A 26,316-nucleotide genomic window follows, 5' to 3' on the forward strand; every position below is an offset into this window, starting at 1 on the left:
CGCCTCAGCCCTTGGCCGCGGTCTTGATGTCGGCGCGAGCTTCCTTGAGGTGGGTGTAGCCGCCGACAACGCCTTCCCGCTCCCAGCGCTCGACCGAGAGCCGCGCGATCTCGTCGAGCGGCGTGAACTCGACGTCGCCGAAATCGGCGAAGGTGCGCGAGGGATCGAGCAGGATCGAGGCGGCATCGTCCGGACCGAGCGGCTTCACCTCGGGCTCCGGATAATCGTTGAGCTTCATCGCCTTCACGACGGCGTCATAGAGCTCCTTGATCGCCACGTCCTTGCCGGACGAGAAGTGATAGGTGCCGTTGCCCTTGCCGTTGGCGGCCTGGACGACGACCTTGGCGAGGTCGCCGGCATAGCAGAAGTCGCGGCGGGCCGGCGTGACGAAGCACTTCTTCCCCTCGGCGAGGCGGCCGTAGAAGATCGGCAGCGGGCCGGAGACGTTGCGCGGACCGATGACGTTGGCGAGGCGGAAGGTCACCCAATCGACGCCCGAGAACTGGACATAGTGCTCGCCAGCGGTCTTCGAGATCGCATAGCTCGAATTCACCGGATCGATCGGATGGTCGAGCGTGATCGGCTGCTGCAGCGGCTTGGTGCCGTAGCAAAGAGCCGTCTGGAAATAGATCAGGCGCCCGACCTTGTGCAGCTTGCAGCCCTTGGCGATGTTGGCGCCGCCAACCGCGTTGACCAGGGCGTCGGTCTCCCAATCCTCCGGATCCTTGTAGGAGGCGGCGGTATGCACGACGACGTCAGGCTTGAAGTCGGAGAAGAGCTGGTCGACCAGCTTCCAGTCGGTGATCGAGCCCTCGACTTGGATCAGACGCTCCTGATCAAGCAGGTTGTCGCGCCGGCCCGTCGAGAAGTTCTCGAGCGACATGACCGTATCGCCCCGCGCCAGAAACATGTCCGCCGCCGTCGAGCCGACCTGGCCTGAGCCACCCGTAATGAAGACCTTCATCGTCTGGTTCCCGTGAGTGCTGGAGTTACTGGGCCGCGACCTGCGCGGGCTCGACCTCGTCGAGCATGCGCCGGTACGAAGCAGCCCGGTCGTGGAAGATCTGCTGCCAAAGCTCGAGGCTGAGCAGCCCCCAGGTCTTGCGCGAGAAGCGCTCGGCCTTGTCGAAATTGGCAAGGATGGCATCCGAGTTGAAGAACTCGCGATGGCGGTTCTTCTGCGTCGCGAAGATGTCGGCGACCATGTCCTTGAGCTCGCCCGATAACCACTCCTTCAGCGGCACCGGAAAACCCATCTTGTCGCGGCGCTGCGCCAATTCCTGCGGCAGGTCGGCGGAGAAAGTCGACTTGATGAAGTGCTTCATCTGGCCGCCCTTGAATTTGAGGTCCGCGGGAATGGTCGCGGCAAACTCGACGACGGAGTGGTCGAGCAACGGCACGCGCGATTCCAGCCCATGCGCCATGGACATCCGGTCCTCGACCTGGAGCAGGGCAGGCAGCAGACACTTGAAGTCGAAATGCGTCATCGAGTCGAAATAGGCTTCCCTCTTCACGTTCCGCTCGGAATTGAAGACGGCCTGGAAGCGCGCGAAGACGCCGGAACGGTCGAGGGCCGACCAGTCGACCTCGTTCTCCATGTCGGCGGAGCGGTCGATGAGACGGAAATAGCGCTCGTCCAGCGGCCCGAACAGTCCCTTGGAGAAGAGCTGGCGGATCAGCGGCTTGTATTCCTGCAACACGGTCAGGTGCGGAATAATCGATTCCGGCGTCACGACGAAATTGCCGTTGCGCTGGGTGCCGTCGATCGATGCTTTCAGAGCCTGCTCGAGATAGGCGATCAGATAGCGCGCATAGCCGCCGAAGATCTCGTCGCCGCCCTGGCCCCCAAGGACGACCTTGACGTGGCGGGCGGCCAGCTCGGAGACCATGTATTGCGGAAACGAGCCGGGCCCGCCCACCGGCGTGTCTAGATGGTAGAGCACCTTCTCGATATTATTGCGGAAGTCGCTCGCCGTGATGTCGATCTGGTGCAGGTCGATGCCGCCGTCGCGGCAGGCCGCCTCGGCATAGACGCTCTCGTCATAGCCCTCGAACTCGGTGAACTTGCCGTGGAAGCCGATGCGGCCGGAGGCCTCCTCGCGGCCGGCGAGGATGCCGATCAGGCTGGAATCGATGCCGCCCGAGATATAGGCGCCGACGGGCACGTCCGAGCGCAGATGCACCTTGATCGAATCCGATAGGCGGGCCCGCATCTCCTCGCCGAACCAGCGCGGCGTATGGTCCCAATCGATATCGTAATGGACATCCCAATAGCGGAAGACCTTGACCTCGCCGTTCTCCACCGTCAGCGCATGGCCGGGGAGCAGCGCCTGAACATGCTTGAACAGCGTATTCTCGCCGATCGTGTACTGGAATGTCATGTACTCGGCGAGCGCGTCCGGATCGGTCGCGATCTCCGGCAGCACCGGCAGCAGCGCCTTCATTTCGGAGGCAAAGTAGAGCACGCCGTCGATGACCGCATAGTAGAACGGCTTGATGCCGAAGCGGTCGCGCGCCGCGAAGAAGCGGTCGCCGTCCCAGAGGGCGAAGGCGAACATGCCGCGCAGATGGCTCAAGCAGTCGACGCCCCATTTGGCATACGCCGCCAGCACGGTCTCGGTGTCGGAAGACGAGCGGAAAGACCAATCGGCCTTCAGCTCGTCCATCAGCTCGACATAGTTGTAGATCTCGCCATTGAAGGTGATGACCGTGCCGTCATTGCCGATCATCGGCTGGTGCCCCGCCGGCGACAGGTCTATGATCGCGAGGCGCCGATGGGCGAGACCGCAGACATCCGAAGGTGCGCGCCAGAAACCATGGCCATCCGGACCACGATGCGCGATCAACTGGTTCATGGCGGCCAGCGCACGGTCGAGTTTCGGCACAGGCTTACGCGCCAGAGAGACGGCTCCCGCGATTCCACACATGATAAACTTTCTGACCTCTGGAGCCCTGAGCGGAACGATGCCGCCGGAGCCGACAACCCGATCCTCAAACGCTGGGGCGGTCTTTAACAGGGCGATATGATCTTGTCATGCTAGCAAACCGGACCAGTTCCTTAGAGAGAGACGCCGACGCGGTCGCCCCATATGCCCAGGTTCACGATCCGCCACAACGTGAAGTCAAGCGGCCTCCTGCCGTCCAGCATATCCCTGGCCAGGGCACGCACCCCGTCCGCGTTCATCAATCCCGGATATCGTGCCAGCGTCTTCTCAATGCCATCCTCGACTAGGCCGCGCAACGGCCCCCGGAACCAGATCTGCTCCGGGGTCGCGAAGCCGAGCTTGTCACGCCGCTCACGCACGCTTTCCGGCAAGACATGCGCCATGCCGCGCCTGAGGACGCGCTTGGTGTCGCCGCCGACGATCTTGTGGTCATTGCCGAGGGCAAGGTCGAACTCGACCAGCGGATGGTCGAGGAAGGGTACGCGCGCTTCGATGGAATGGGCCATCGAGTTGCGGTCCTCCCAATGCAGAAGCATGGCGAGATTGGAACCGTAAGTCAGCGTCAGGCACAGTGTTCGCAGGTCCGTGACCGACGGCAGGCCGAGCTCGTCGCTGGCCAGCTCGAATGCCGTGCGCGGATTACCCTTCTGGCGCAGCAGATCAGTCCCCAGCCAGTCGTGCTGGGTAAGTGCGCGGTGCTGTCGCCGCAGCAGACCGCCAAGCCCGCGCGGCAGCAGGGGCACGAGATGGTGCTTGATCTGATCGGCGATCGACGTGCCGTGGTAGCGGTTGCGCTCAAGGATTGTGGTCAGCAGCTGTCCAAACTGGCGCCGCCGAGTCAGGTCGGCCATGTAGTAGGAAAACCCGCCATGGTAGCCGGCGAGCTGCTCGTCGGCCCCCTGCCCGTCCAGCATCACCTTGACGCCGACGCGCTTCGCTTCCTCGAACACACACCATTGCGCGAAAATCGAGGTCGAGCCGAAAGGCTCGTCCTGATGCCAGGTAATGTCCGAGGCGCGCTGGAACACGTCGTCAGCCTTCGGGAAGATGTAGTGCGGTTCAGTGTGCGCGTGAGCAACGACCGCATCCATGAACGGCTTCTCATCGACACTCTTCTCGGCATAGCAAGCCGAGACGGTGTTGACCTTCGCACCACCAGCGCTAGAGCCCATCATCTGCGCCATCAAGCCGACGATGGAGGATGAATCGAGACCTCCCGACAGGCAGGAGCCGACCAGAACATCCGAACGCAGATGCAGCCGCACCGATTCGGTTAGAAGCTCCCGAAAACGAGCGGCCGCTTCATCTTCGGGCAGAGAGATGTCCCCGGCCGTTGCCGGATACCAGCGGCGCGACCGCGCATCGATAGCGCTATCGCGGCTCGCATCGATCGCAACGCGTTCGCCGCCCCGGAGTTGAAACACGCCCTCGAACATCGTCTCCGAGGTATGATCGGATATGCCGGAGGCCAGGAAATCATGGACCCGGGCGATATTCATCCGGCGCGAAACGCCGGGAAGACCGAGCAACTGCTTGATCTCAGAGCCGAACGCGGCACCACGCGGCGTGGACACGATGTAGAGGGGCTTGATCCCGTAGCGGTCACGGGCTGCGAAGAGCTTCTTATCGCGATCGTCCCATATCAAAAAGGCAAACATGCCACGCAGCCGCGGCAATGCATCCTCACCCCAGAGCATATAGGCACGCAAAAGCACCTCGGAATCGGACTCGGAGACGAAGACCTCGCCCTTGGCCCGCATCTCCTCGCGCAGCTCGATGTAATTATAGATCTCGCCATTGAAGACGAGCCAATAGCGGCGCGCCGCATCGCACATCGGCTGCAGGCCGGCGTCGGAAACGTCGATGATAGCGAGACGGCGATGACCGAGGGCAACCGGCCCTTTCGGACTGGAATAGGTCTCCCAGCCGCGCCCATCGGGGCCGCGGTGAGCAACAATATCAATCCGTTGAGGGTCGGGCTCGAAGCCGATCGACCCGAATATGCCACACATGACCCAAGCCTCATCGCTACGGCCTCGAGCGATCTCGAAACGCCGGCAAAAACAATCTCGTGGTGCGTTATATTGACGGCACCGCCATCGGTCGAGGCCTGGAGTTGCCTCGGTTTTGCGGCCCCCTAGAAGCCAATTTCTGAAATGGGCGATGCCGTGCTTTCGAGCTGCGCATCCACCGGAGCTCCGGCGGCAGATGGTCAGGTTGGCCGGGTCGTGGCGAGCGCCTGAAGAGCTGTCGCGAAAACTTGAACCAACGCAAACCAATGCCCGCGGCAGTAGCGTGGTGCCCTGTCAAAAGCGACAGCCTGTCTCGCACGGGAGAGCTAAGGAGAAGGCAGAACACGCATCCCGATGCAATTGCTATGAGTGCAAGTTGCAGGGTATGACCTGCGGCCATCCTAGCCCTTCCGCTCGTGATACTCGGGCGCACGAAATGCGGTATCCAATGATCGATCCGACCCTCTACATCCGCGATCCGCTTCGCATCGAAGAAGGCATACCCATCTTCGATCAGACCGACGAATATATCGACAACTACGAGCGGATCGCCAAGGAGCATCTGGCAGCTCTTGCTACCGAAAACGGGAATCCGTTCATGGTATCACGTCAAATCGTGGAAACGATCGATACTATGCGCGAGCTCGTGGCACGGCACGTGAAGGTAGGGTCTCGCATCCTCGATGTAGGCGTCGGGACCGGGACGATGCTGGCACCGCTCGAGGGATACGAGCGTTTTGGCCTCGACGTCTCGCTGGCCTATCTCAAAGAAGCTAGAAGTCGCCTTGAAGAAGTCTGCCTCTCGCGGATCGAGACCGCACCTTTCTCCGATGCGAGTTTCGATGCGATCGTGACGACGGATGTTCTGGAACATGTTCTCGGCCTGGACCGTGCCGTTGAACAGCTGCACCGCATGTTAAAGCCGGGCGGTATCTTGATCGTAAATGTGCCGAACATGGAGCCGCTTGACAGTTACGTCGGCGGCACGTTGCCATACAAATTCGTCCATTTGCGCAACTTCAGCCTGAGCGGTCTGCGCCTCTATTTTGAGACGATCTGCGGCTACACATATGTGCATCACAGCTACAGCGGCTGGCTCTTCAACGCCGCCGCGTCGTTGAAAATGCGGATTCCCAAGAAGTCGGATCCGTTACGAGAAGCGCTACAGCGTCCCGAGGCGGCGATTGCAGAGCTCGACAGATTGAAAGCCTGCCTCACCTGCACCGAAGAGGAATTGGTTGATGACCTCATCGCCGTACGGGATCAATACCCCGACGTCGCCGATATCATTTTTCCACTCCTCATGCAGCCAGCCGAACTTGCCTGCGTCTTCCGGAAGCCCAACACTTAAGCAATTATGGGCTAACCTACGAGTGGCGCTTCGATTCTTCTGCCACCTGAGTTCCAAACACCCGTTGCAAGGACATAGAAGGCCCTACGCCTCGCCTTCTGGTATCGGCTTGATTTTCGTCCGTCCTGGAAATGTCGCAGCGCTTATCGAGCGGGGGGGTGGCGCCTGTCGTCCGCGGCCGAAACGCAGAACTGAGCCGACGCATATTGAACCAAACGTCGTCGACGATGGCGCATCCGATCACGAAACCGGCCTGAGGCGCCGGAAAAGGAATCTAGATTGTGAAGGTCCTCGTTGTTTCGAACATGTATCCGACGTTGGAGAACCCGATCGGCGGCATATTTGTCCATGAGCAGGTCAAAGCACTTCGTCTGACCGGCATCGATGCGAGGGTTGTTTCCGGCAAACCGCTATGGCTCTCGGGCCGTAGGCCACAGGCGGCATTGCGGCGTCGGCAGGATGAGATCGCCAAACGGCGCCATAGTTTCACTTGGCGCACGTATGACGGTGTGCCGGTAGCAGAGTTCCGCTATTTTGCCGGCGCCTTCGCACGGCCTTGGCTCTATCCCTGGATATATCGTAACGCGCTCTCCGCGTGGCTACCAGAGCTCGCCAACGATTTCCCTTACGAAGTGGTGCATACTCACACCGCCTTTCTGGATGGCCGCGCCGGCATATCCGCTGCCACGCATCGCGGCGTGCCGATGGTGCTGACGGAACATACGGGACCATTCTCCCTGGTAACAAAAGACTCGCTTTTCCGCGCCCACACATTGGCAGGGATGAGAGGGGCCGACCGCGTGATTGCCGTCAGCCACGCCCTTCGCCGCGAAATCGCTCGGAATCTGCCGCAGATGCGCGAGGAGGCAATACTCGTCTTACCGAACGGGGTCGATACGGGGTTTTTCGAACCTCAGTCTGAAGTTGACCAACCAGCGGCGAGCACGCTCGGTTCGACGCAGAACCCCAACCCAACGAATTTCCAGGGCGTGCTGCAAACGGCCAACCGTGAGCCGGTCCTCGCCCGTTTCATTGCCAGTCTGCGTGAGAGCCTTGCAGAGATCGGTGACAGGCCCATCACCGGCCGCGAGTTCGCGCGGTGCATCGAGACGGCGACGCTGATCGGCTTCGACGAAGAAGCCCGTCAAGCAGCCTTCGCGGCTGTGGGCCTGCCGGAGAGCTCCAGACGAGAAGAGGCGGGTGAGGAGCAGAGCGACGCAGCGGAGGATACGCCAACGATCACTGCACTGTGGGTTGGGCATCTCGTCGAGGTGAAGCGGGTTGACCGATTGCTGGATGCCCTCGCGGTGGCGATCCGGCGCAAGTCCAATTTGCGCTTGCGCCTTGTCGGCGGCGGCGAGCTTGAGACCGTCCTGCGCGCACAGGCCGAAACGCTCGGCATCGCGCGCTTCATCACGTTTTTGCCAACCATAGATCGCGAGGGCGTTCGCCGCGAAATGACACACGCCGATTTCCTCGTCATTTCGAGCGAAACCGAGACTTTCGGCGTTGTAGGTATCGAAGCAATGGCCATGGGCCTACCCGTGCTCGCAACCGATTGCGGCGGGCCGGCTGACTATATCACTGGACGCGAACTCGGCGAGCTCGTTGGCAACTCGACCGAAGATATCGCTATAGGTTTGCAGCGGATGGTCGACCGCATCGGCGAATTCGATCGTTCGGCAATACGCCGCCATGCCGTCGACGGTTTTGATTTCTCGGGCGTGGCTGCACGGTTGCAGGCGCTCTACGCTGAGCTCCTCGCCGGGAGCGGCTGTGAAAAGCTCGCGGCCATTTAACAGCGTTCAAGGGTGGGGCCCTTGGTATTCGCTTTTGAGGGTTCTGTAGGTTTCAGGTTTTACGTACACCTTCACCGCTGGAACCTGCTCATCTTGCCGATGTCAGCAGCAATGGTGGAGGGAGTGGGCCCAAGAACCTGTAGCACCCCCTGTACGACGGCGGGCGGATTGTGCGTCACGCGATGACAAGGTGTTGCTCGAACAAAACGGTGAACTGAGATTTAGCTGCAGCCCTTGCGCCGCGCCCCTGTGACGGGCATGGAAAGCATCTGCCAAGTCCTGCCTTCCCGCTGCTTCGAGCTCGAGATGAAAACGAAACCAATCTTCGGCGCCAGACCTTTCGGAAAGCGCGACAAGAGGATTCTGCTAGCCGCTTATTTTGACCCGAACGGCATTGAAACGATTCCAGAGAGCATTGTCGCTTGGCAGTCGCTGAGTCGGCATGAGATCGTACTGTGCAATCTATGGCCCGGCCGCGCAGGGACCCTGCGCTTGCCGGAGGCGCTTCGCCTGGACGATTTCGACGGGCTGATCATCCATCCCACGGTGAGTTATTCGCCAACAACCGTCGCTGACCTCGATGCGGGCCTCGAACGCGGGCTAGCCGCGTTCGAGGGGGTCAAGATCCTCATGAAGCAGGACGAACAGGTAATGGCTGGCCTCCTGCCTGAGCTGGTGCGGGGCAAGGGCTTCGATCTCGTCCTGACTTGCCTGCCGCCAGGCGAGCAGGAAAAGGTCTATCCGCGCAGCCAGATCGGCGATTGCCGGCTTACGCAGATGCTGACCGGTTACATCTCGCCCAAAATGCGTCAGGGGTTCTCAACTGCGACGCGCGATATCGACGTCAGCTATCGCGGCTCGATCCAGGCGCTCGCTTTTGGCCGACTTGGCTATGAAAAGCGCGGGATCGGATATGATGTAGCCGCCGCTCTCGCTGGCCGCGGCGAGATCACTTACGACATTTCAAGCCGATGGGAAGACAGGTTGTCGGGCGCCGCCTGGGACAATCTCCTCGCTCGTTCCGGCGTCGTCCTGGGCGTCGAGTCAGGCGCGAACCTGTTCGATTTCGACGGAGAGGTTGCGCTGCTATGCGAGGACTATGCGCGACGCCATGCCGGTGAGGATCAGGCGAGTTACGCTTATTATCAGCGTGCGCACGAAGAATTCCTGTATCGGAATGAGGGAAATGTCGACTACGCGCAAATCTCGCCGCGCCACTTCGAGGCTGCAGCGGCTGGCGCGGCCCAGCTCCTTTACGAAGGACGCTACTCGTCTATATTCCGTCCACACGAACATTTCTTTCCTTTGAGACGCGACCTCCAGGACTTCGACGCGGCAGTTGATTTCATCCGCGATCCCATTGCGCGTGCCCGCATGACCGAGCGCGCCTTCGAGGAGATCATTCTCGAACCCACCTATTGGTATGAGAGTTTCGTCACAGCAGCCGACGATGCGATCGACGAACGGCTGGCGACCAAGGGGCGGCAACCGGCGCCGGCATCCCGCGGCGCCCGACGCCCACTAGCCTATCTCCTCGCAGCGCATGATCCGACGATCGATCCACGCATCGGCTGGTTCGCGGCCTCGCTCGCAGCAACGCATGAAGTTGTCGTCCTTGGAACTTACCGCTTCAACGAAGTCGGCGACGGACCTTCTCTGGAGGAAGGGCCGGATGGGATCAAGTTGCTTCGCGTCGAGCGCACCCGCCACGAGGCGGGGTGGCTGCCGACCGCGCGCGCGCTTCCTCACGCCGTTTCGGAAGCGCGTGCGTTGCTGGCGACGCTTGTCGGTTACGCGGCTGCGCCTCAGGCGGTCCTGGCTGAACGGCTCGGCGCGCATGTGGCGGTGGAAGGTGAAATCCTACGCTTTCGCGAACTCTGCGGCTACATGGTCGACACAAACGCCGCGCTCCTCGACGCGATCGATGACCTCGGCCCTCCTGACCTTGTCGTGGCGGCCGACCTGGAGGCACTCTTCGCCGCGGTAGCCTGCGGCGAGGATAACGGCTGCCCCGTCGTCTTTGATGCACACGAGTATTGGCCCTTTTCCTTCACCGATTTCCAACATTGGGAGATTGCCTTCTGGCAGGCGGTCGAGACACGTCTTTGCGCCTCGACCGCGCTTCGGATCGCCGTCACGCCCCAGTTGGCCGAGTTGATGAGCCATGAATACGGCCGCGATTTTGCCAGCCTGCCAAACGCCGCCCTCCGCCAGGAAGGCGAGGGGCTCGACCTTGAAGCTGCGTTTACGCGCAGAGCATCTTCTGCCCGCCCACTTGTCGCGCTTTATCAAGGCGGCTTTGCGATGGGGCGCGGCCTCCCTGCGATCATCACCGGCTGGGCGCAGACGACATCTAACGCAATTCTCGTGCTGCGCGGGCCTGACAATCCATTCCGTCAGCAGATGATCGCCCTTGCCGCTTCGCTCGGCCTCGGCGAAGACCGCGTGTGCTTTCCGGAGCCGGTGCCGGAATCCGAATTGATTGAAGCCGCGCTCGAAGCGGATATCGGGCTTGTGCCTTACGATCCGGCCTATTTCGGCTATCGTTACTGTTCGCCGAACAAACTTTCCCAGTATGCTGCGGCGGGCCTGCCGATCCTATCGAGTCCGACGGCGTTCGTAGCGGATGTCGTTCAGAAGGAAGGCATCGGATTTGTCTCAGACTTAAACGACCCTCAGATATTCGCTGGACTCATCGATGATCTAGCTGGCCGCCGCCATGAACTGGTCGAACGCGGCAGGCGCGCGCGCAGCTTCTTCGATCAGCGCTTTAACTGGAACGTTCTCGCGGCGCCAATTATCGCGCGCATTGGCGAACTGCCCGCGCCTGCGCCATGGCACGAGCCGGACCTGGCTCGCTTCCTCACGTTGCGCGTAGCAAGCGGCCGCGATCGGAACGTTGCCGCCGTTTCGCCCACGCTGTTCGGCGGCCGGACGAAGGGGCAGGACATGCTCGTCGATGTCGCCGACGCTGAAGAAGGCGCTTCGATCATCGCGTGCTCGCCTCACCACCCTCGCCCACATGATGCGGATGCGATTCTGCGCGCCACGCGGCCTGGGGCCTATGCCGCCGCCTTGCAGGACACTCCGATGCCACATTGGTTCGAGGTGGATTTCAGTCGGCCACGCGTGATTGACCGGGTCGAAATTGGCTGGTTCAGCCCGGACCTTCTAGCGACCGACTATAAAATCCTCAGCCGACTCGGGCCCGGTGATGAATGGACGCCGCTCGTTGACATCACGCGTGCCGATGCTGTGGAGGTGCGCCACGGCTTTAGACCAGTTTTAGCGCGGTTCTTGCGCGTAGAGGCGTCGGCGTTCAAGGGAGAGCAGCAGCGAATGCTGGTCCGCTCGCTGCGGGCTTTCGAGCGCAACGGCCCACCTGTAACACCGGTGGAGAACGTTGAAAAAGCACCTGCCGAACCTGAGAAACCGGAGCTCATCGACGTCGCGAGCGTCGCGGCCGGCGCTCGCGTGATTGGCTCCTCGCCTTTTTTCTCCGCGCCGTACGATCCCTCCGCTGTGTTAGGTGAGCCAGGCCCGGACATTTACGCTGCCGCTCTCGCTGATACGCCAAAGCCGCATTGGTTCGAGGTCGATCTCGGATGTGTGCGCGCACTCGAGGGAATCATCGTCGAATGGTATGACAGCGAGCACGTCGCTCGATCCTGGCGCATCGCCGGGCGGGCACATGCAGAAGCGGGCTGGTCGCTTCTTGCCGAGGCGACGGCTAGTGAAGCGCGCATAACGGCTCTCGATCTTGATCCGGTCGAAGTACAGTTCCTGCGATTGGAGGCGGACAGCTTCACCGGGCAGGACCGCCTCCTCCTGCGCGGCTTCAAAGCATTAACACGACCCATGCTGCAATAAATAAGGTCATGCAGCAGCACTTGGAGCATTTCTAAAATTTCCTGAATCGCAGAATTGCTCCAAATTTTACTTTAACGCATTTTCCTCATGCCAGATGATGCCCATTTCACTGAAAATTTCTATCATCCAATCGTTAGCGGGCGTAGATTCGGCACTCATGACCTGACATGCCGATCTTTCTCCAGATTTGAATGGTGCCGTCACTGAAGGAGACAGACGATGCGCCCTTAGCGGGTTCACGGAGGAGCAGATTATCGGATGCTGAAGGAGCGGAGGCCGGAGCGGCGACGGCCGACCTTGAAGATCGACCGCTCAACGGTGCGCGACATGAGCAGGGTCATCACGTCATGGACGGAGCATTGAATCGGCCCCACTCCCTCTCGGCGCTCAGCAACATCACGCCCGCCGAGTTCGCCCTCAAATCTTCGCTGGAAAAACAGGCCGCCTGAGGCCAGAAATGAAACCCAGGACTCTCCCTCAATCCGGAGAAGAAATGGATCTCAGGTCACTCTAAGAAACCCCAATTTCTGTTTCAAAATCTATGCTTTGAAAACGGCCAGCTCGCCGACGAAGGCATACTCCACAGTATTTATTACTCAACTTCGGCCGCAGAGAGGCCGTAGAGTGAAAGAAACGCCCGTTCCTCATGTGACCAACACATCTGCGGCGCAAGTCGTCGTGCAGCCTCGCGCATAGCAATCTTATCGTCCGCTGCAATTCGATCTATTCCCGCAGCAATCGCCCGCGCATCAGTCATTGCATGAACAAGGCCAACGCCACCGTCGACCACGAAGCGGCGCAATTCAGGCAGGTCGTTGGCCAGGATCGGCACACCGGCTACGATGAAATCGAACAGCTTGTTAGGCGAGCAGTAGATCGTGTTCTTATCGACGCCCGGGTACGGAATAATACCAATGTCCGCCGAAGCAACCAACGCAATAAGCTCATTTTGGGGTACGGTCGGAAGAAAATGAACGCGACGACCGAGCAGATGGCGGGACTGCGCAAGCCCTTTCAGCGCCTGTTTTTCCTCTCCATCCGGCCCCATGAGCACGAGCATGCAGGCGGGGTCGCGCACATACGACATCGCCTCGATTAGCGTCTCGAGATTACGGTTTCCGAAAAAAGCGCCGTGGAAAAGAATGAGTTGGGGCTGCTCCCCGATCCCGAGCTTCTCGCGGAGACCACGTCCGCGCTGCTCTGTTCTGCTGGCTGTGACATCCGGTACGTTGAGAATGATGCCTGGCCGCGGGATATGGTTGCGGCGTGCCATTTCGTCCGCAATGGATTGGTTTACAGTCGTAACTATGTCGGCGAGCGGGGCCAGGCGCCGCTCCAGCGCGCGATAGATGATTCGTCGCCAAACAGGCAGGCGGCGCTGCTCAGCAAAAATTTCATGAGCGTCAAAATGCAACCGCGCACCTGTCAAATCCGCCACGGTGAGCGCAGTCGCGAGGACGGGCAGATCATGTGCGACCACGAGGTCGGCTGGGCGCATCATCGCCGCTTCCAGGAAGTGAGCGTGATGGACGAACAGCGCATCGGCCAGCGCTCCCAACGCGCCGAGGCGAGTAACCGTCGCGTCGAACGATGTCTGCGTAGGCATCTCCGGCCGTATGCGCAGAATCTCGATCTCCGGCCAGGCCAGCGCATCGAGATCCTGCGCTTCCTCCGCCGGATGGGGGCTCGCAACTACGGTGACACGCATCCCGGCTCGGACCAGGCTGCGCGCCTGAAGCAGGACACGCCGGTCGATCCGGTCGTCTGCAACGAGCATCGTGATAATGCGCGGCGGCTGCACGGGTTGCCGGCGCGGGGGTATCAATCCTCGTGCTTTCAGCCTCGTCGCAGCAGAGTGAAGGACGCCGCGGATGGCCCTCCGCACGATCCGTCCCAGCGCGAGCGCACCTTGCCAGCGAGCGGACAGAGGCTGAAAAATTCTCCACATCGCGGTTATTCCGCAGCGATCTGGTCGTCGGGTTCAGAACCAGTTCTAGCTTTCGCCGGCAGGGTCGCGTTGTGAAACTCCCATTCACAGGAATGGAAAAACCCAGCGCTTGCGGCGCGCAGACTGTCCGGCAATTCGATGATGATCGAGAAGCTGCGGCTCAGCAGATCGTGACGAAGTGCCGCATCGGCGTCCTCGACCATCGTCTCCCCCAGGATCGAAATCCCGACAGTGTAAGTGCCAGGGCCGAGCTGATTCGGATTAAGCAGCAACTCGACGCGGCGTCCGTCGCCAGCTTCGGCCTGGAAGCGGTCAGGGGGACTATAGAGCCGCGTGATCGCGCGACCCTGAAGATCGTGAATTGCAACGCCATAGGTGCAGGCAAACATCCCGCCAACAGCCGCCTCCAGGAACAGCGTGAACTTCGCGGGTTGAAGCGAGGTAAGGCGTTCGGTAGGCCCATTCGGTCCGCTGGCTGTAAACCCGACCACGGACAACTCGCCCGAACCCGCCCAGCGCGAAAGGCCGCCGGGCGCCGTGTTGCGGAAGGACCGCCCGTCTTCGTCGGGCACGGCCGGCGTCTCGCCCGGGATCGCATGAGGCAGAAAGCGAGGAAGCTGAAGCTGTAGTGTACGCGCGGCTGCCGACGGCGGCTCAGCGAATATCTTGTTCACATCGGAGTTGTCGGTTGCCTCGTGCGCCTTCAAGGCTTTCGGGGCCTCGACAAGATTGCCACCGCGGCTCACCTGCCGTCGCGTCGCAGATGGGTCGCCGCTGCCCGGCATCGCACCATATACCGCCTCCTCATAGGCTTTCACCACGTGAAAAGCCTCTCCCATAGCGGCCACGCGTCCGCCTTCAAGCCAGATCACTTCGTCGCAGAGCTCCAGAACCTGACCCATCGAATGCGAAACGAGCAGCAAAGTGCAGCCGCGCGAGATGATCTGCTCAACGCGTTGCTTCGATTTGGCCAGGAAATAGGCGTCGCCTGCTCCGAGCACCTCGTCAACAACCAAGACGTCCGGTCGGATCGCGGTGGCGGTGGCAAACATCAGCCGAGCTTGCATGCCGCTCGAATAAGTCTTGAAAGGCTGCTCAATAAATGAACCGAGTTCACAGAAATCAACAACATCGTCGAAAGCCTCCTCGGCCTCAGATCGAGAAAGACCATTGTAATACAGCGATGCGCGGATGTTATCGCGGCCGGTATAGTCAGGATGAAAGCCTTGCCCCATGGTCATCAACGCTTGGATGCTGCCGTTGACCTCGACGCTACCTTCGCTCGGACGAAAATTTCCCGATATGAGCTTCAAAAGCGTGGTTTTACCCGCCCCATTGCGCCCGATCAGGCCCATGCGTCGACCGCGACCCAGCGTGAAGGATACATCGTCGAGAGCAAGGAACTCGGCTGCCGGCGTGTTACGCCGCGTCAGCCAGACAAGGCCGAACGCGTCAAGCAACTGTTCGCGCGGCCCGCCGCCGAGCTTGTAGCGCTTCGTGACATTCTTGAAAGAGATTGCCGACGGCTCATCCATCTGCATGTCAGGCGTAATCCACGAAAGCAAAACGGGCGCGCCGGAAGAACGCGCGGCCGAGGAAGAACGTCCCCACGCCGAGGCACAGCGCCCCAATCATAGCCGAGGGCGCCGGCCACGAACCGAGCGAAAGTGGCGCCTGCAGGCACAATATGAAATAGGTTAGCGGGTTAAACCAGAGGATGAACTTCAACTGATCTGGCACCATCGCAGGTGTGTAGGCCATCGGGCTAAGTACCATCACGGCCATGTTCACGATGCCGACGGCCTGCTGGATGTCGCGTACGGCGAGCGCGATCAGCGAGAAGATCCAAACGAGCCCGATCAGGAACATGGTGAGTAGGATCCAGGTCATCGGCACCACGATGAGGGCGATGGGCGAGGCGGAGCCGAGATAGATTGCCGCCATGACGGTCATCGTCAGCGCGGCAAGCGAGGGAACCTGGCTCGCCAGCACCGAGCGCGGCGGCAGGAGTTCGGCGGGAAACACAGTATTCATAAGAAGCGCGCGCTGCCCGGCAATAACGCCGAGACCATTCGATAGACTCTCAGAAAACATGATAATCGGCGCGAGGCCGCTCATTACCAGAACGGTGTAGGTTTCCGGTGTCAAATTAGGGGCGCGAACGCGGAAGATCACAACATAAATTGTCGCATAAAAGCAAAGCATCGCGAGTGGGTAGAGGATCGCCCAAAGGCTCCCCAGGATTGAGCCCGCATAGCGCTGGCGAACGTCGTGTTTAACGGCGTTATACAGTCGTGGACCATACAGGCCGATCCAGCTGGTTCCGTTGTCACGCGACGAAAAAACTTCAAACATTCTCTAGTCCATTGCTGACGACGGACCGGTCACGGCCTCAAACCTTCATCCATTAACTCGGCTAATACGAGCTTAGCCGAACTGGGTCAAATAGCTCGCCACACGCTGCGTACATGGGCTACTCCTTTTGCGAGCAACTCACAACCCATATGGAGCTATCGCACAACTACTCAAATCGCTAGCTTTTGCTCTCGAAACCACAAGCATGAAACCGCACAGCATTCTCGAGCGAGGTAGACACCGGTTCGCGTGACGAAAATAGGGTGAACCAAAGGCTTGGGACGATTCCGCGTTTCGGAGATTGTGGAATTGCTCCAGAAAATGAGGGATCGCCTTGACGGCGGCGATCCCAAAAGTGCTGCGCCGTCAGTCGGGGCGCCGCACATTCAGAGCCGACTGGCTTCGACGAGGTCCCGCCATCGTCGCGATCGTGTCATAGATAGCAACGAGTTTGCGGCCTTCGACCGTCCAGTTGAGTTCCGCGAACGCTTTCGGAAGCTTGCGTCGCGCGGCCGCCAAGCCGGTTGCGTCGGCGCGAATTTCGCGCATCAGCCGCGCAATATTTTGGGCCGAACCGAAATCGCCGAGCCAGCCAATTTCATAGCCCGCAACGATATCACGTAGATATGGCAGGTCGCTGGCAAGAATCGGAATCTCGGACGCAATGAACTCAAACAGTTTATTTGGGCTGCAGTAACGATGCATCTCGTCAACGGCTCGATAGGGAATAATCCCGACGTCACAGAGCTGTGTTATTGTCGCCAGATCAGCACTTTCAACGCGCCCGTAGAAGATCACACGCTCGCTCACGCTGTGCGTCTTTGCCAACTCCTTCAGGGTGGCGACATATTCGCCGTAACCGACGACGAGCAGCACCGCGTCGCTATCGAGCCCCGCCATTGCCTCGATCATTGGCTCCAGGTTGCGTTCAGGTGAGAGCCAACCCTGGTATAAGAAGATGAATGCGTCGGGCGGCAGCCCTCGTTCTTCGCGCCCCTTGCGGCGCGCCTCGGCGCTTAGATCGGCCGACGTCTGTGCAGGGGCCTCGGAAGCGTTCAGGATTACCATTGGCTCAGAGATCCCGTGCGCCTCGGCGATCATTCGCGCCAGATAGGGGTTGACCGTGATGACCTGACTACAAGCGCGGACAAGCACTCGCTCCATCGCGAGATAACGCTTCTGTTCCTCAGGCGTAAAGCAGGACTGCACGGGATAGAATTCATGAGAATCATAGACAATGGGCACATTGCGCGCTTTTGCCGCCATGATGCCGACGCGTAACATCGGGAAATCATGGACATGAATCACATCGAATTCGTGTTCCAATACCTTTTCGAGAATGAAAGCCTCGAAGGCGTTGGCGCCGCCTCGCATCCGGTTGATGAGTCGGAGAGCCGGCCAAGCCAAGCGGCCTAAACGCTGCCCGAAGCGCTCGTTGAGCTTGCTCCGACGGCGATCTCGCCAATCATAGGTGTAGCGCTTAACCACGATCCCGCGATCCTCGTAGGCGTCGGGCTCGCGGCATTCGAACCCGCTGAGAAGGACCACCTGATGACCCGCGTCGATGAGGGTGTGCGCCTCCTGGAGAATGCGCCGATCGATCATCTGCGCATCCGGTGAGAGCATGAGAATACGCAACTTGAGACCGCGCTCCGTCATTTTCTCATCGTGACGAATTTGCGCTGATCGGCGAGACTGTCTTCGATGGACAGCACCTTCAATCCATTCGCCTCCGCCGTCTCAATGACATCCTTGTTCGAGAAGATGAAGGCACATGACGCGTATTGCGGATCGAGGGGTGAACGCGCCGGATGCAGAACGCCCTGCGGGATCGCCTGGTTCGGTAGATAGAAGTCGGCTGCCAGTACACCGCCGGGCTTCAGCAAATGAGCCGCCAGCCGCACGACCCATTGCGCGTTGTCGAAATTCTGATGGATGAAGAATTCGCGACCGACCACGGTATCGTAGCCGCCCTGCTGGGCCAGGATCTCATCGCGCTCGCCGAGATGGAAATACTGGCAGGTGCGCGGCGAATTTCCGCGCGCGATCGCGACTGCGAGCATACTGACGTCGATCCCAAGATAGTTGGCGCTAATGAGGCCCAGCTGCTTTCCGAGGAACCCCGCGCCGCAGCCAATCTCCGCGACGCGCTTGCCGACGAGGCGATCACCCTCGACCCATATCCGCAGAGAACCATTTAGGTTTCCGCTGGGGACCGTCGTCAGCGCCGAGTCGAAAACCTGCCGTCTGCCAAGCTGCGAGATGTCGGCAATAACCTTGAGACTTTCACTGCGGATCAGATGCGGCAAGCGGGCCTCGGTCGAGAGATAGAGCATCCACTCCCTGTCCCACTTATCGACCTGAGCATCGTCCGGAAGTGGATAGATGTCGAAATTCGCCATTTGTTCGCCGCGCCCTGCGGCCTCCCTCGATCCATGAGTACCGCGCAGAAAGCCAAGCTTGGCAACTTCGCGCCTGGGAGGTTGCCTCCCTTGTCTAGAATTGCGGTCCCTTTCCAGCCCAAGTGCGAATGATGGCGGCGATCGCCGCGCCTGCTTCGCCCTTCCCGTAGTCCGCGACATTAACGCTGGGCGCGTAGTTCGCCGGTTGAAAGACCGCTGTCCCGCTTCGATACGGCCGCTGGAATACGAAGCATCGCGACTGCGAGCATCGAGTTCGTGTCGGCATGAGCGAAGACCGTGCCGGGGTTTTCGTCCAGGAGCGCCCCTCGAAGCGCTCTATCCTACGCTCGGTCATGGCGTCGTGGACAACGAAGTCATGGCGAGATCATGTGTAGGGGAGGGAATGTCGAGCTTGTCGAAGACGACATCCAACATTGCCGCATCATAGCGCTGCCCCATGCGAACGAGAATTTGAAGGTGTCGTGGTCCTTCGCGCTGCACGCTCCGCAATGGTCGGAGATCGTTCGCGCTGGATAAAATTGCGGATGCACCGATCTAACTCTCCTATTGCAAATTGAAGTGCCAATCGATGCGGGTGTTGCGGCGGGGTGCCGGAAAAATCTGCTTGCGAATCTAAAAGGCCGTCCTCATCGACAGCAGAGCTAACTCACCGGCCCCAATCTTCAGCTGCCGATCATAGCTGCCTCGCTTCGCGCGCTCCAATCATTCGTTCTGTTCATACAAGAGCGAACAGACTGGGCGGCCATTTCGATCAAGGCCATACTGGCGGCTGTCGGAGAGATCAAGCCAAAATTCCATCTCCAGAAGTTGGGCCGGGCTGGGTCCAATCCTTCGAGATCTTGATGCCATATCCCCTGTAAGCCTCCAGCTCTGGCCACAGATCTTTCACCACCGCCCTATGCAATACCGGCGCATGCTCGACGAGGTCGAGCCCCGCCAGGTCCCGACTCAGCATATAGCACTGCCTTCAGAGCTCCCCTTTCAACGCGACGCTGGACCTCTCCGCCGCTGTTTCGACGCCTGCTTCCTCGAGGGCGAGTTTGATCCCCCGCAGATTGTTGTGGGTTGGCACGCGCCTGCCCTTTTCGAAGTCGCGGACGGTTGAAAGGCCGAGATGAGCGGCCTTGGCAAGGTCCTGCTGGCTCCAATCGAGGAACGCGCGGGCGGCGCGGCACTGGGCTGGTGTGATCATAATGTCAGCATAGCTTGATCAACGCTTTTCGTCGAGTGTCGACTATTCCAGTTGTCTGGTACCCCGACAGGAAGGGAACCGTCCGTCACCGACGATTTTCATCGCTGAAGGACGATGATGACCCTGATCCTGGAGTTCAAGCACAAGCTCACTTTCTACAAGCCGGGCATCCTGCGCTACGCGAATGAGGCTCCCGCGACCGCCCTTGCCCGTCAGCAGTTTCACTGAGGGGGCGCGATACACCGCACTTTGCCTCTTCCGCTCATCGTAGCTTCACAGGCGCTCACCTACGAGGTGCTCCTGGAGCTCCTGCCTTCGACCTCCCGGCTCAGCGCGGCCGAACTTGCCCAGGCATATCGAGCCTGGTGGTTCGGACGGCTTCGTGCTGCGTCTTGCTCCGCTCTCAGCGGGAGGGCCAGGCGATGACCAGCGCAGCGCGTTACCGGCGCTCAGCCGCAACCATTTCGGCCAGCCGGTCGGGGCCCTGCCCCCACGATCACCCCACTGAGCCAGTTGAGTTCCGCGCTCGATCGCGGTGTCGACGATCATGTGCTGTCTCAGTTGATCGGTCTGCACGAGCGCGGCCGCGTCGAGGATGCGCGCCGCGCGTTCGAGGCTGCCCTAGGCTCGCGGATCCCTAATAATTCCCTGTTACCAGAATAATTCCCTGTTACCAGGGAATTTGGAGCGATGGTGGCCGCCGACGAAGGGCGCATTTCCGCGCGCTGTCGCCCCATGCCGAGCTATGCCAGATTGCCTATCGGCCGCGACGATAGATGGCCTCTTGATCGTGCTACCGGAAACGCCATGCCTGACTCCGCCTCCCCCGACCGTCGCCTGATCGGCACCTTCGACTATGTCGTGATCGGGGCGGGTTCCGCCGGCTGCGTCGTCGCCAACCGACTGGCGGCCGATCCGGAGACCAAGACCCTGGTGCTCGAAGCCGGCGGCCTGGACGACTGGATCTGGTTCCACATCCCGGTCGGCTATCTCTTCGCGATCGGCAATCCCCGCGCCGACTGGCTGTTCCAGACCGAGCCACAAGCCGGCCTCGGCGGGCGGGCGCTGGCCTATCCGCGCGGCAAGGTGGTCGGCGGCTCCTCCGCGATCAACGCCATGGTCTATATGCGTGGCCAGGCCGCCGATTACAACGGCTGGCGCCAGCGCGGCCTTTCCGGCTGGGGCTGGGACGACGTGCTGCCCTATTTTCTTGCGCATGAGGACCATATCGCGCCGCCGCCCGGCGGGCTGCACAAGGCCGGCGGGGAATGGCGCGTCGAGCATCCGCGCGTGCGCTGGGCGATCCTAGATGCGATCCGCGATGCGGCGGAAGCCACCGGAATCGCCAAGATCCCGGATTTCAACACCGGCGACAATGAAGGCTCCTCCTATTTCCAGGTGAACCAGCGGCGCGGACGGCGGCTCAGCGCCTATCGCGCCTTCCTGAAGCCGCTGCTCGAGCAGAAGGAGCGCCATAACCTCCGACTCGAGACCCGCGTCCATGTCGAGCGCATCGTCTTCGAGGATGGTCGGGCGAAGGCGGTCGAATTCACCCATGGGCTGGGCACGCCGAGCGAGGAAAAGCTCCGGGTCGAGGTCAATGGCGAGGTCGTACTCTGCGCCGGTGCCGTCGCCTCCCCGCTCCTGCTCGAACGCTCCGGCATCGGCGGCGGAGCGCGATTGCAGAGCCTCGGCATCGAGACGCTGGTCGATGCGCCCGGCGTTGGCGAGAACCTGCAGGATCATCTCCAGATCCGGCCGGTCTACAAGGTCCAGGGCGTCAAGACGCTGAACAGCGACTATGCCAGGCTCTGGCGCCGGCCGCTGATGGCACTGGAATGGGCGGCTTTGCGCACCGGCCCACTCACAATGGCCCCATCGCAGGTCGGCGCCTTCGCGAAATCTTCGCCGCAATACGCGACGGCGAACCTGCAATATCATTTCCAGCCGCTCTCGCTCGACAGCTGGGGTTCAGGGCTCCACCCGTTCGACGCCTTCACGGCCAGCGTCTGCAATCTCAGGCCGACCAGCCGCGGCAGCGTGCATCTGCGCTCGGCCGATCCACGCGATGCTCCGGTGATCTCGCCGAACTATTTCGACACCGAGGAGGATCGGCAGGTCGCGGTCGACGCGATGAAGCTGACGCGCCGCATCGTGGCGCAGACGCCGCTCGCCCGCTTCCGGCCCGAGGAATACATGCCGGGCGAAGCGGTCCAGTCGGACGACGCCTTGCTCGACGCCGCCGCCAAGCTCGGGACAACGATCTTCCATCCGGTCGGCACGGCGCGGATGGGCAGCAACGATGATCCGGGCGCGGTTCTCGACGAGCGGCTGCGCGTGCGCGGTGTTTCGGGCCTGCGCATCATCGACGCTTCGGTGATGCCGGCGATCACATCCGGCAACACCGCCAATCCGACGATGATGATCGCCGAGAAGGGCGTAGCGATGCTCAAGGAAGACGCACGCCGGTAGGGGTTGTCGCGCCGGGCGGCATGGAATTGCCGCAAATCCCGGCCTATGAATCGGCTGCGATGACCGAAGATCTTCCGCCCCCATCAGCACCGGAGCGTGGCCCGCTCACACGTGGCTTGCTCGCGGTCCTGCGCGCCGTCATCACCGTCTTCGTCGTCCTCGACGAGCTCCTGCGGCCGCTCTACCGGCCGCTGCTGCGCCGGCTCGCGGAATTGCGCGTCATGCGCCGGCTCGAGGAGAGCATTGCTGCCCTGCCGCCGCCGCTCGTCCTGCTGGCGCTGGCGGTCCCCTTCGCCATTGCCGAGCCGCTGAAGCTCTTCGGCCTCGTGCTGTTTGCGCGCGGGCAGTTCTGGCCCGGGCTGGTGGTCACCGCCTTCGCGCATCTGATGAGCTTCGTCTTCGTCGAGCGGATCTATCATGCCGGCCGCGAGAAACTGCTGCGCTATCGCTGGTTCGCCTGGATCATGGGACAGGTGGTGCGCGTGCGCGACGGCGTGCTTGCCCGGGTCAGGGCCACGGCTGCCTATGGCTTGGCGATGCGGACACGCGATGCCGTGCGCCACTGGTGGCGCACGATGCTGGCCTAAGTCTTTTTGCCGCATTTTCTTCACGCGAACCGGTGTCCACTTCGCTCGAGAATGCTCTAGCGGCTGCGCGCCAGCAGGAAAAGCGCGCCGGCGGCAAGCGCCGAGAAGGCGATCAGCAGCAGCGTCGAGAGCATGACGCCGCCGCGCTCCAGCGAGACGGCGAAGACGAGCGGCGCCGCCGCCTTGATGACGAGCCCCGGCGCCGAGAGCTTGCCCATGGTTGCTCCAAAGCCAACCGGACCGAAGAGCTGGAGCGGCACGGTGCCGCGCACGATCGAGCTCAGCCCCATGCTGATGCCGAAGGCGATGGCGAAGAGCCCGGCGACGACCGGAAGCGAACCGCCGAGCAGCAGCAGGGCAAGGCCGAGCGGCATCAGGCAGCCCGAGACCCAGGCCGTCGTGACCGGCGAGACGGCGCGGCCGAACAGCATCTCGACAAGGCGACCTGCGACCTGCGACGGCCCGAGCATCGCGCCGATGCCGACCGCGACGGCCGCGCTGAGCCCGAAGCCCTGGAGCAGCGCGAGCATATGCACCGCCATAGCCGAGACGACGAAGCCCTGGAGCGAGAAGGCCAGCGCCAGCAGCAGGAAGGCGCGGCGGCGCGCATCGCCATGGAGATAAGCCAGCTCCGGCTCCTGCGGGGCTGGCGTAGCCGCATCCACGGCCTGCGCGACGACCGGCCGCTTCACCCGCCCGGGCAGGAAAAACAGGTGCAGGGGCAGGCAGACCAGGAACTGCGAGAGGCCGTAGAGCCGGTAGACGCCGCGCCAGTCGAACATCCCGAGCAGGCTCGAGGTCAGCGGCCAGAACAGGGTCGAGGCGAAGCCGCCGATCAGGGTGAGCTGGCTGATGGCGCGGCGCGCCTGGCTGCCGCGCGCCTGCGTCAGCGCGGCGAAGGCAGCGTCGTAGAACACGGCGGTGGTCACCGCCTGCAAGGCGACCATCGCGAGCGTGTAGCTGACGATGCCGCGCGCCTCGGCCAAGGCGAAGAGCGAGAGGCCGGCCAGCGCGGAGCCGATCGTCATCACCAGCCGCGTGCCGTAGCGGTCGATCAGGCTGCCAGTGACGGGCGCGACGGCGCCACCCAGCAAAAGGCCGATCGCGAAACCGCCGAAGGTCCATTCCGGCGCCCAGCCGAAATCAGCGGTCATACGCGGCGCCAGCACGGTGAAGGCATAGAACAGCGTGCCGTAGCCGAAGACCTGCGTCACGCCGAGCGCGGGGATCAGCGAAGGGCCGCCCGGCCGGAGGAATCTGGGCGAAGCCATCGCCGCCACCTGCTGTCGCTCAGACGATCTGGTTGCGCAGGTTCGCTTCGCCGCGTTCGAGGCGACCCAGATTGTCCAGGAGGATATCGACGACATTGCCTTCATAGGCGCGCGTCTCGCCAGCGCTGTGCGGGGTGACGATGACCTGCGGCATGCGCCAGAACGACGAGACCGGCGGCAGCGGCTCCTCATGGAAACAGTCGAGCCCGGCCCCCGCGATGCCGCTGTTGCCGAGCGCATCGAGCAAGGCCATCTCGTCGACGACGCGGCCGCGCGCGACATTGATCAGGAAAGCGCTCGGCTTCATCGCGCCGAGGATGCGGGCATCGATCAGCCCCTCCGTCTCCGGTGTCAGCGGGCAGGTCAGGGCAACGAAATCGGCGCCGGCCACAGCCTCTGCGAGCTTGCTCGGATGGATGACGGCCTCGACATGCGGTTGCGCCTCGGCGCTTCGGCGCACGCCGATGACGCGCATGTCGAAGGCGGCCGCCAATTTCGCCAGCCGCAGGCCGATGCGGCCGAGCCCGACGATGACCAGCGTCTTGCCGCCGAGTTCATCCTCGCGCAGCGCCCTGTCGCCGATCATCGGGCGCCAGAACTGCTTCGCCTGGTTGTCGCGGGCGAAATGGATCTGGCGGGTCAGCGCCAGGATCAGCGACATCGCATGCTCGGCGACCGCCCGCTCATTGCTGCCCTGGGCGCTGGCGAGGCGAATGCCGGCGGCGCCGATCGCCGGTTTGTCGAACTGGTCGGTGCCGGCGCTGATCGACTGGATGAAACGCAGCTTCGGCAATCGCGGCAGCAGGTCGTTGCGCCAGAGCCCGGAGACGACGAGCACATCGGCTTCCGGCGCCCGCTCGCGCAGATCGTCGAGGCTGTTGACCTCGAAGCTTTTCGCAGTGCGGCCGCGCGTCAGGAACTCGTCCCGAAGCTGATAGGCGGCATGGGCGAAGCCGATCGTCAGGTCGCCTTCCGGCGGCAGGAATGCCATGCGTCGTCTCTCCCCGATTCCTTGTTCGGCCGACGTTAGCCGCCATACCGGCTCCTGTCCCCGCATCCACCGCATGCAAGCTTCACGCTGATGGCGATGCTTCCGGGGCATCGACGGCCAGCGCGGCATGCAGGCGCGACCATGAGGCCGCGTCGCCAGGCAAACCGAAGCGCAGGCGATCCGGCGCATTCTGGAAGCGGCGAACATAGATGCCGTGCCGGCCGAGCCAAGCGAAGAGCGCCGCCGCCTGCGGTGTTTCGAGGAGGCGGAACAGGGTCGTGCCGCCGACGATCCGGCCATGCGGGGCGAGCAGGGCGTCAAGGCGGGTGGCATCGTGGGCACGCTGCGCGCCGGTTTCTGCGAGCCAACCGCCATCGGACAGCGCCATGGCGCCGACATGGAGCGCGGGACCGGCGACCGACCACGGACCGAGCGCTGCCTTGAGCCGCGCCATCGGCTCGGGCGCGCCGATGGCGAAACCGAGTCGCAGCCCGGCAAGGCCATAGGTCTTGCCAAAGGAGCGCAGCACGATCGTGCCATCAGGCAAACCCGGCACGATGCTGGCTTCGGGCGTGAAATCGGCGAAGGCCTCATCGATGACGAGGAGGCCGGCGCGGGCGGCGCAATGCGCGGCAAGGCTCGTGATCTCGGCCAGCGACAGCACGCGCCCATCGGGATTGTTCGGGTTGACCACGACAATGGTCGCAGCCACCTCGGCAGGCGTAGCGGCTTCGCTGACGGCATAGCCCGCCTTGCGCCAGGCATGGCCGTGCTCGGCATAGGTCGGGCCGAGGATCATGACCGGACCGGAGGGCGCCAGCCGCGGCAGCAATTCGATCAGGATCTGCGTCCCGGGCGCCGCGACGATGCCGGCTTGAGCCGGGACGCGATAGGCGGTGCGGGCAGCCGCGATCAACGCCGCCTCGTCATCCGCGCCCGGCAGGCGCGTCCAGAGGCTTAACGGCAGCGCCGGAAGCGGATAGGGGATCGGATTGATCCCGGTGGAGAGATCGATCCAGGGCTCAGGCGCTTCCGGAAAGAGCGCGCGGGCCGTGGCGAGATCGCCGCCATGCCAGATACCGTCCTCAGCCACGACCCTG

The 26,316-nt window shown here is 62.0% G+C and carries 17 protein-coding genes; 5 read left to right on the plus strand and 12 right to left on the minus strand.

Annotation, left to right across the window (positions count from 1 at the left end; all coding sequences use genetic code 11):
- Nucleotides 1–4 precede the first annotated feature (4 nt).
- The 3 genes from ASE61_RS16940 to asnB (ASE61_RS16950) all read right to left on the minus strand — a co-directional run bounded on the left by ASE61_RS16940 (nt 5) and on the right by asnB (ASE61_RS16950) (nt 4,957).
- Nucleotides 5–964 (minus strand): NAD-dependent epimerase/dehydratase family protein, encoded by a 960-nt coding sequence (locus ASE61_RS16940; RefSeq protein ID WP_061968807.1) that lies wholly within the window; start codon nt 962–964, stop codon nt 5–7.
- Nucleotides 965–989: 25 nt separating this feature from the next.
- A complete protein-coding gene (gene asnB, locus ASE61_RS16945) occupies nt 990–2,927 on the minus strand; it encodes an asparagine synthase (glutamine-hydrolyzing) (RefSeq protein ID WP_061968813.1) in 1,938 nt (645 codons plus the stop codon).
- Between the two features lie 131 nt (nt 2,928–3,058).
- A complete protein-coding gene (gene asnB / locus ASE61_RS16950; protein WP_061968814.1) occupies nt 3,059–4,957 on the minus strand; it encodes an asparagine synthase (glutamine-hydrolyzing) in 1,899 nt (632 codons plus the stop codon).
- A 448-nt stretch (nt 4,958–5,405) separates the two neighbouring features.
- Here asnB (ASE61_RS16950) and ASE61_RS16955 point away from each other — a divergent pair, with 448 nt between their 5' ends.
- From ASE61_RS16955 to ASE61_RS16965, 3 genes are all read left to right on the plus strand, one after another.
- Nucleotides 5,406–6,308, plus strand: a complete 903-nt coding sequence (locus ASE61_RS16955; protein WP_061968816.1) for a class I SAM-dependent methyltransferase — start codon at nt 5,406–5,408, stop codon at nt 6,306–6,308.
- A 281-nt stretch (nt 6,309–6,589) separates the two neighbouring features.
- Nucleotides 6,590–8,107, plus strand: a complete 1,518-nt coding sequence (locus ASE61_RS16960; protein ID WP_061968817.1) for a glycosyltransferase — start codon at nt 6,590–6,592, stop codon at nt 8,105–8,107.
- Between the two features lie 306 nt (nt 8,108–8,413).
- Complete coding sequence (locus tag ASE61_RS16965; protein WP_162260114.1) at nt 8,414–11,977, plus strand: discoidin domain-containing protein; 3,564 nt, start codon at nt 8,414–8,416, stop codon at nt 11,975–11,977.
- A 592-nt stretch (nt 11,978–12,569) separates the two neighbouring features.
- Here the strand turns inward: ASE61_RS16965 and ASE61_RS16970 are convergent.
- From ASE61_RS16970 to ASE61_RS16995, 6 genes are all read right to left on the minus strand, one after another.
- Nucleotides 12,570–13,754 (minus strand): glycosyltransferase, encoded by a 1,185-nt coding sequence (locus tag ASE61_RS16970; protein ID WP_162260115.1) that lies wholly within the window; start codon nt 13,752–13,754, stop codon nt 12,570–12,572.
- A gap of 176 nt (nt 13,755–13,930) precedes the next feature.
- Nucleotides 13,931–15,466, minus strand: a complete 1,536-nt coding sequence (locus tag ASE61_RS16975; protein ID WP_200959653.1) for a polysaccharide ABC transporter ATP-binding protein — start codon at nt 15,464–15,466, stop codon at nt 13,931–13,933.
- A 1-nt stretch (nt 15,467) separates the two neighbouring features.
- On the minus strand, nt 15,468–16,280 hold the full coding sequence (locus tag ASE61_RS16980; protein WP_061968822.1) for an ABC transporter permease: 813 nt from the start codon (nt 16,278–16,280) through the stop codon (nt 15,468–15,470).
- A gap of 366 nt (nt 16,281–16,646) precedes the next feature.
- Nucleotides 16,647–17,939 (minus strand): glycosyltransferase, encoded by a 1,293-nt coding sequence (locus tag ASE61_RS16985; RefSeq protein WP_061968823.1) that lies wholly within the window; start codon nt 17,937–17,939, stop codon nt 16,647–16,649.
- Nucleotides 17,936–18,682, minus strand: a complete 747-nt coding sequence (locus ASE61_RS16990; RefSeq protein WP_061968825.1) for a class I SAM-dependent methyltransferase — start codon at nt 18,680–18,682, stop codon at nt 17,936–17,938. Before ASE61_RS16990 ends, ASE61_RS16985 begins: the two co-directional genes overlap by 4 nt.
- Nucleotides 18,683–19,670: 988 nt before the next feature.
- The gene (locus tag ASE61_RS16995) at nt 19,671–19,895 is read right to left on the minus strand and encodes a helix-turn-helix domain-containing protein (RefSeq protein WP_061968827.1); all 225 of its coding nucleotides are present in this window, start codon (nt 19,893–19,895) and stop codon (nt 19,671–19,673) included.
- A gap of 807 nt (nt 19,896–20,702) precedes the next feature.
- Between ASE61_RS16995 and ASE61_RS17000 the strand changes: the two genes are divergently transcribed.
- Both ASE61_RS17000 and ASE61_RS17005 read left to right on the plus strand, forming a co-directional pair.
- Entirely contained in the window at nt 20,703–22,367 is a 1,665-nt protein-coding gene (locus ASE61_RS17000) for a GMC family oxidoreductase (RefSeq protein WP_061968829.1), read from the plus strand.
- Nucleotides 22,368–22,426: 59 nt separating this feature from the next.
- Nucleotides 22,427–22,954, plus strand: coding sequence for a hypothetical protein (locus ASE61_RS17005; RefSeq protein ID WP_061969167.1), 528 nt, complete (start codon nt 22,427–22,429; stop codon nt 22,952–22,954).
- 56 nt (nt 22,955–23,010) lie between these two features.
- Here the strand turns inward: ASE61_RS17005 and ASE61_RS17010 are convergent, their stop codons facing one another.
- The 3 genes from ASE61_RS17010 to cobD form a co-directional block, all read right to left on the minus strand.
- On the minus strand, nt 23,011–24,225 hold the full coding sequence (locus ASE61_RS17010) for an MFS transporter (protein ID WP_061968830.1): 1,215 nt from the start codon (nt 24,223–24,225) through the stop codon (nt 23,011–23,013).
- A 19-nt stretch (nt 24,226–24,244) separates the two neighbouring features.
- Nucleotides 24,245–25,216 (minus strand): D-2-hydroxyacid dehydrogenase, encoded by a 972-nt coding sequence (locus tag ASE61_RS17015; protein WP_061968832.1) that lies wholly within the window; start codon nt 25,214–25,216, stop codon nt 24,245–24,247.
- Nucleotides 25,217–25,298: 82 nt separating this feature from the next.
- The gene (gene cobD / locus ASE61_RS17020) at nt 25,299–26,309 is read right to left on the minus strand and encodes a threonine-phosphate decarboxylase CobD (RefSeq protein ID WP_061968834.1); all 1,011 of its coding nucleotides are present in this window, start codon (nt 26,307–26,309) and stop codon (nt 25,299–25,301) included.
- Between the last annotated feature and the right edge of the window lie 7 nt (nt 26,310–26,316).

The organism is Allobosea sp. Root670 (genome assembly GCF_001429415.1).
GTDB classification, from domain to species: domain Bacteria; phylum Pseudomonadota; class Alphaproteobacteria; order Rhizobiales; family Beijerinckiaceae; genus Allobosea; species Allobosea robiniae.

Bases quoted from the DNA above. Each gene is read 5' to 3' on its own strand.
- ASE61_RS16990 (WP_061968825.1), bottom strand. From the start codon at position 18,682: ATGGCGAATTTCGACATCTATCCACTTCCGGACGATGCTCAGGTCGAT.
- ASE61_RS17015 (WP_061968832.1), bottom strand. From the start codon at position 25,216: ATGGCATTCCTGCCGCCGGAAGGCGACCTGACGATCGGCTTCGCCCAT.
- ASE61_RS17000 (WP_061968829.1), top strand. From the start codon at position 20,703: ATGCCTGACTCCGCCTCCCCCGACCGTCGCCTGATCGGCACCTTCGAC.
- ASE61_RS16940 (WP_061968807.1), bottom strand. From the start codon at position 964: ATGAAGGTCTTCATTACGGGTGGCTCAGGCCAGGTCGGCTCGACGGCG.
- ASE61_RS17010 (WP_061968830.1), bottom strand. From the start codon at position 24,225: ATGGCTTCGCCCAGATTCCTCCGGCCGGGCGGCCCTTCGCTGATCCCC.
- ASE61_RS16985 (WP_061968823.1), bottom strand. From the start codon at position 17,939: ATGACGGAGCGCGGTCTCAAGTTGCGTATTCTCATGCTCTCACCGGAT.
- ASE61_RS16970 (WP_162260115.1), bottom strand. From the start codon at position 13,754: ATGCTCGTTGCAGACGACCGGATCGACCGGCGTGTCCTGCTTCAGGCG.
- asnB (WP_061968814.1), bottom strand. From the start codon at position 4,957: ATGTGTGGCATATTCGGGTCGATCGGCTTCGAGCCCGACCCTCAACGG.
- ASE61_RS17005 (WP_061969167.1), top strand. From the start codon at position 22,427: ATGACCGAAGATCTTCCGCCCCCATCAGCACCGGAGCGTGGCCCGCTC.
- ASE61_RS16980 (WP_061968822.1), bottom strand. From the start codon at position 16,280: ATGTTTGAAGTTTTTTCGTCGCGTGACAACGGAACCAGCTGGATCGGC.
- ASE61_RS16995 (WP_061968827.1), bottom strand. From the start codon at position 19,895: ATGATCACACCAGCCCAGTGCCGCGCCGCCCGCGCGTTCCTCGATTGG.
- ASE61_RS16975 (WP_200959653.1), bottom strand. From the start codon at position 15,466: ATGCAGATGGATGAGCCGTCGGCAATCTCTTTCAAGAATGTCACGAAG.
- ASE61_RS16955 (WP_061968816.1), top strand. From the start codon at position 5,406: ATGATCGATCCGACCCTCTACATCCGCGATCCGCTTCGCATCGAAGAA.
- ASE61_RS16965 (WP_162260114.1), top strand. From the start codon at position 8,414: ATGAAAACGAAACCAATCTTCGGCGCCAGACCTTTCGGAAAGCGCGAC.
- asnB (WP_061968813.1), bottom strand. From the start codon at position 2,927: ATGTGTGGAATCGCGGGAGCCGTCTCTCTGGCGCGTAAGCCTGTGCCG.